Annotated in this window: 3 protein-coding genes and 1 pseudogene; all 4 read right to left on the bottom strand. The window is 69.6% G+C overall.

The genetic code is table 11. From position 1 onward, the window contains the following. Positions 1 to 126: 126 nt before the first annotated feature. A complete protein-coding gene (locus Q2K21_RS03330) occupies positions 127 to 411 on the bottom strand; it encodes an acyl carrier protein (RefSeq protein ID WP_310764173.1) in 285 nt (94 codons plus the stop codon). Positions 412 to 423: 12 nt separating this feature from the next. Beyond that, positions 424 to 2,097 (bottom strand): acyl-CoA dehydrogenase, encoded by a 1,674-nt coding sequence (locus tag Q2K21_RS03325; RefSeq protein ID WP_310764172.1) that lies wholly within the window; start codon positions 2,095 to 2,097, stop codon positions 424 to 426. Further along, a complete protein-coding gene (locus Q2K21_RS03320; protein ID WP_310764170.1) occupies positions 2,087 to 3,847 on the bottom strand; it encodes an acyl-CoA dehydrogenase in 1,761 nt (586 codons plus the stop codon). Before Q2K21_RS03320 ends, Q2K21_RS03325 begins: the two co-directional genes overlap by 11 nt. Further along, positions 3,844 to 5,625: pseudogene (locus Q2K21_RS03315) on the bottom strand (fatty acyl-AMP ligase). The gene Q2K21_RS03320 and the pseudogene Q2K21_RS03315 overlap by 4 nt, the downstream one beginning before the upstream one ends. Between the last annotated feature and the right edge of the window lie 164 nt (positions 5,626 to 5,789).

Below are 5,789 nucleotides of genomic sequence, written 5' to 3'. Positions count from 1 at the left end.
GACTGCCAACCTCAATGCTTGACACGACGACAAAAAATCAGGATCTGGAGGAACCAGGCCGTAGCGGCCTCGATCTACGAGTGGGTCCGAGCGACGTCCGGGGTGAGCCGGGTACTCGGAGACCGGTCACTGCCGGGGGCGCTCGGCCACCAGTTCGGCAAGGCGCCCGGTGAGATCCACGAGGTTTTCCACGTCCCAGATCAAAGTGGGTTCGATGGACACGCTCAGGGTGTCCTCGATGTCGCCGCAGAGGGCCAAGGCATACACCGAGTCCAGTCCGTAATGGGCAAGGGGCGCCTCTGCGTCGATTGCCTCTGTCGGCTCATCGAGGTAGTACGCAACGCGCTCCAGGAGCCAGGTGGCGATGTTCTCCGCTGTCGGTTCGATGACAGTGGGTCCGTGCTCAGTCATGACTGTCTTCCCTCAGCCCAGTGTCACTCGGGCGGTCAGATCGAAGAGTTTGTGGTCCAGATGGCGCTCTGTGGCGGCGGCGAAGAGCTTTTCTTCCGTGCTCTCGCGTTCGGCAGCGGTGAGTACCGAGCGGCCGCCGAGGCGTGCCGCGAGCCGGTCGAGGACGCCGATCAGTTCGGCTTCGCCGTAGCGGTCGCCGGCTCGGTCCCACACGGCGAGCACCGATGCTGCCGCGAGAAGGACGGTGTAACGGTCGGCCAGGGCGAAGGCTTCCGGTGCGGCGCCGATCGTGATGTCCCTCGGCGGCAGCGCCGCGCAGGCGTCGCGCAGCGCGTGCAGTTCGTCCAGGAAGCGGGCCGCGAGGCGGCTCACGGGTCCGCCGTCCGGCTCCCGCCCGCCGATTTCGGCGAGTGTGCCGATGAGCGCGTCGGCTGGCGGAACGCCCACCGTCAACCGGCCCGGTTCCAGCGGGGGGAGATCGCCTCCGAGGTCGAACAGCTCCTCTGCTGCCGGAGAGTCCTTGAGCCAGGAGCGCCGGGCCAGTCGCGGGAGATGAGGCAGGATCATCACCAGGCAGCCGGTGCGCGATATATGCGCGAAGGTGGCCGGTGCGATGTCCCTGGCCATCTTCTGGTAGATCGCGTACGGGCCCTGGCGCAGATATCCCTGCGCGCCCAGCACCGACCGCAGTTCCTCGACGGCGTCGAGCGCGATCTGGGAGGTCAAGTACTTGGCGGCGGGGGCGTAGAGCGCGATCGCGGGCGACAGGTGCAGCGCTCTGAGCACGACCGCCGAGAAGGCGTCGATGGCCAGGAGGGCGGCGTAGGCACGGGCGATGACGGCGCGGACGTAGGGGATGTCGGCGGCGGTCCCGCCGTAGAGCCGGCGTTCAAGGGTGAAGCCGAGCGCGGCGCGCAGCGCGGTGTCGAGGGGGCCGACGGACACGGCCGGGGTGATGGCCCGGGTGATCTGGTAGGCGCGCAGGGCGGATTCCATGCCCTGGCCCTCCGCACCGAGCAGCGCGTCGGCCGGTACGGGGCAGTCGGTGAAATCCATTCCGCCGAGTGCGACGCCCCGCATCCCGGAGCTGAGGAAGCGCGGCACATCGCGCACGGCGGCGGCGGGCAGCTCGTCCCGTGCGATGAGGAACTGGCTGTGGCTGCGGCTGCCCGCGGCTTCGTTCGTCCTGGCGAACAGCACGATCGCCTCGGCGCGCCGCAGGTTGGTGACGATCTCCTTGCGGCCGGTCAGCAGCCATCGCCCGTCGCGGCGTCGTGCGGTGAACTCCGCGTTGGCGAAGTCGTTGCCGTGGTCGAGTTCGTGGAAGGCAGCGGCGATCCGGCCGTTGTTCAGGAGCAGTTCGGCGGCGCGGCTGCGCTGGGCCTCATCTCCTGAGGTCCAGATGTTGACCGATGCGATGAACGAGCTGAGTCCGTAGCCCAGTCCCAGGCACGGATCGCGCCGCCACAGCGTGCGCTGGATGCCGGCGAGGCGGTCGGCGCGGGTGAGGCGGCCACCGTATGCGGCCGGTACGAATTCGGCGTTCATGCAGAAGCGGTCGAGCAGTCTCTCGCCCTCGGCCAGCATCTCGTGCCGCTCGTCGGCGTCGAGGATGGCGGCGTAGCCCAACGGGTTCTTCTCGTCCCACGGGTCGCCGAGCAGTGCGTCCAGTTCCTCAGCGCCCACTGGGGCCTCCCAGTTCCGTGACCGGCAGGGGCATCGGGTCGCCGAACGGCGTCACCGCGGCACCGGTCTGCGCGGCCTCCGCGACAAGAAGGGAGAGCGGTCCGTCGATCCGGTCGTCTCCGGGGGCGGCTGCGGGCTTCGGCATCCGCAGGACGTCGGCGATCCTGGCCAGCAGCATGCGAAGCGCGGCCCGTACCCAGAGCCCGTCTTCCCATAGTGGTTCGCCCTGGTGACCGCTCTCGCCGGTGCACCAGAGGTGCAGGCAGGCCGCGCCCGCGTAGCAGAGCTCGTAGGCAGCGGCCAGCTCGTAGGCGGCCATGGGAGGTCTGGCCCCCGGACGCGTGTCCGCCATGAGGGCGTGGAGTTGCTCGACGACGGTGCACAGCGCGTGGGCATGCTCCGCCAGGCCGTTGGGGACCGTCCTGGTGTCGAGGGACGCGACGAACCCGGGGAGCGACTGGACGAGCGAGCACCCCCGACGCGACATGAGTGTCAGAGCCGTGTGGTCCAGGTTCCGCACCGGCTCGCCGACCGCTACGGCCTCGCGCAGGCCGTCCGTGTCGGCGGCGCCCTTGGCGAAGCCGCGCACCAGCCTGGGGTACTGCTGGATCAGGCCGGCTCTGTTGACCGGGGTGCTGCCGTCGAAGATCGACACGACCTGGTGGTCGCGCCGCACTTTCTGGAACGCACCGTGCTCGTACACCCCGGTGAGGAAGGAGCGTGCGCCGAGCAGCTCGGCCAGTTCCGCGAGCATCGAGTCGACCAGTGTGGGAGCGAGTGCCTTCACCACCGGGGAGACGACGCTCATCTCCTCGGTGAGGCTGTGGATGGAGCGGCTGCCGACGAGCGCCGCCGCTTCCACAGCGGCGAGTTGTGCCGCGGACTGGGCGAGGATCGCTGCGGGATAGGGGCGTTCGATGAGGGGGCGCCGTTGAATGAGCCGGGTCGCGACGAAGCGCCCGGTGAGTCTCAGTGCGTGTTCGCCGGCTCCGAGGGAGAGGACCGCGCACATGGTGCGGGTCAGCTGGAGTGCGCGTAGCACCGTTTCGACACCGGTGCCCTCCGCGCCGATGCGGGCGGTGGCCGGAAGCCCGGCGCCGGTGAATTCGATGCCTGATATGTCGATGCCGCGGATGCCGTGCGTGGGCACCTTGGGCAGCGCCCGCCAGGTGCCGCTCGCCGCTTGCGTCTTGTCGAAGAGGAAGAGGCTGTGCCCGCGTGCCCCGCCGTGCTCGCCTGTGCGGGCGAGCACGGTGAGCAGGTCTGCGCGCGTGGCGTTGTTGATCGGCCACTTCACCCCGTCGAGGCGGTAGCCGCCCGCCTGGGGTGTGGCCGTGCAGGAGCCGTTCAGCAGATCCGCGCCGTGCTCCGGCTCGGACAGCGCCCAGCCCACCGGGCCAGCGGAGAGTACGACGTCTGCAACGCCGGCGGCCTGTTCCGGGCTTCCACCCACCCATACCGGCGCGACACCCAGATAGGTCTTGGCGTGCGCCACCGTGGCGCTCACGTCACGGCGCGCGACCGTCCGCAGGAGCCGTAGGAAGACTTCGTGATCGTCGAGCTTCCCGCCGAACCTGGCCGGGACGTAGTACGCGGCCAGTCCGAAGGCGTCGAGGCGTGCGCAACTCGCCGCGGGGAACTCCTCCGCGGCGTCGAGCTCTGCGTTCTCCCGGGCAGCCTGGCCCGGGTCGCCGAGCGTCTCCTCCAGGATGGAAACTTCCGCTCGGCCCCCCGTTCGTGGTGCTGTCACGGCGCATCGACCGCTCTGAGCCGCCTTACGTCGGCGTCGAGTTCACTGTGCAGGGACGGGATGGCGTCGGCGAGGAACATGTCGCGCATGGCCTGTCGCTGGATCTTCCCGCTGGTGGTGCGGCGGACGGTGCCCCGGCGTACCAGCAGGATGTTGCGGGCCGGGACGCCGAAGGAGGCCGTGAGCCGGCGCAGGACGTCCTTTGCAACGCCCGGCAAATCCTCCGCCGGTACGCGCGGATCGACCTCGTGGACCAGCACGATCCGCTCGTCGGGCGCGGTGACGCCGAAGGCGGCGCCGACGAATCCCTGGAGGGCCGGGTGGGCGAGGCGGGCTTCCTGCTCCAGATCGTGCGGGAACAGGTTGCGGCCCCGGACGATCACCATCTCCTTGAGCCGGCCGGTGATGAACAGTTCGCCGTCGACGACGGATCCCAGGTCGCCGGTGCGCAGCCAGCCGGGTGCGTCGTCGGGGTCGCCCGCAACGCGCGCCCGGAAGGCCTGGGCGCTCAGCTCCGGCTTGTCCCAGTAGCCGCGCCCGACACTGTCACCGCGCAGCCAGACCTCGCCGATCGCGCTGTCGGGCAGCACCTGGAAGGTCTGTGGGTCGACGATCCGCGTCTCGTGCGCCCCGGGCATGCCGACGCCCACGACTTCCTTGCCCGCGCCGGCCATCGTGACGACGAGCCTGGGGTTTTCGGCGGCCTCGGCCTGGCGGGGGTCGACGACGAGGACCCGCGGTTCCCGGTCACGCGGGGTGGACGACACGTACACCGTCGTCTCGGCCATGCCATAGCCGGGCGTTTACACCTCGGGCCGCAGGCCGATGCCCGCGAACCGCTTGGCGAACGCGGCCATCGTCGAGGCGTCGATGGGCTCGGACCCGTTGACGAAGCAGCCCACCTTCGACAGGTCGAGGCCCTTGAGCTGGTCATCGCGGATGAGCCGCAGGCACAGGCCGAACGCGAAGTCGGGGGCGGAGGTCACCGTGGTCCCGAAGCGGTCCATCATCCGGAACCACTCCACCGGCCGCTTGACGAACACGGAGGGGGACATCAGGACGCTGGGAACGCCATGGAGCAGGGCGGTTGTCAGTTGCACGAACAGACCGAAGTCGTGGTGGAGCGGCATCCAGCTGCCGAACGAGTCGCCGGGCACTCCGATACCGCCGAAGGCGCGAAGCGCCGCGACGTTGGCGAGGATGTTCCCGTGGTCGAGCATCGCTCCCTTGGGTGAGCCCGTGGAACCCGAGCTGTACTGCAGGACGGCGAGCGTGTCCGACGACACGTTCCGCTCGCGCAGGATCGAGGCCGGCGCCTCGCCCGGGGAGACGTCACCCGGTGTCTCGACGGGGATGTGTCCGAGCCCATGGCAGCGGAGCCGCTCGGCTGTGACGTCCTTGCTCTCAGGAGTCGTGAACGCCAGGCCGGGCCGGCAGTCACCGGCTATCACCGCGACGCGCTCGGCGGCGATGGCCGAGCCGCCCAGGGGCGGCGTGGGCACAGCGATCAGCCCGGCGAACATGCATGCCAGATACAGCTCGACGAACTGGGTTCCGGTCGGCAGGGAGATGAGCACCCGCTCGCCCGGGGAAAGCCGCGACGCCAGTTCTTCCGCACGCCGACCGGCTCTCCGGGCGAGTTCCGCGTAGGTGAGGCTGGGGTGTTCCGTCTCACTGGAACCGCGATAGATGGTGAGCGCGACCTGTTCGGGGCGTTCGGCGGCCCAGTCCAGGAACGCGCTGCCGATGGTGTGAGCGCGTGCAGTGTCGATGGTCATGGGTCCTCCTCCGATAGCAGGCCCCTGCCCACCAGACGGGCGGCCTGGATGCGGCACAGATGTTCCGCGTTACGAACAGCTCTCGGCGTGGCCTGCCCGATGTGCGTGCCGCCCGGGCGGACTAGCTGTTCTGCTTCTCCTGCTCCAGCTTTTCCATTGCCTCG

This window comes from Streptomyces sp. CGMCC 4.7035, assembly GCF_031583065.1.
Classification (GTDB): Bacteria; Actinomycetota; Actinomycetes; order Streptomycetales; family Streptomycetaceae; genus Streptomyces; species Streptomyces yaanensis.
Note: the sequence above shows the minus strand (reverse complement) of the source record. Positions and strands in the feature narration are given on the sequence as shown.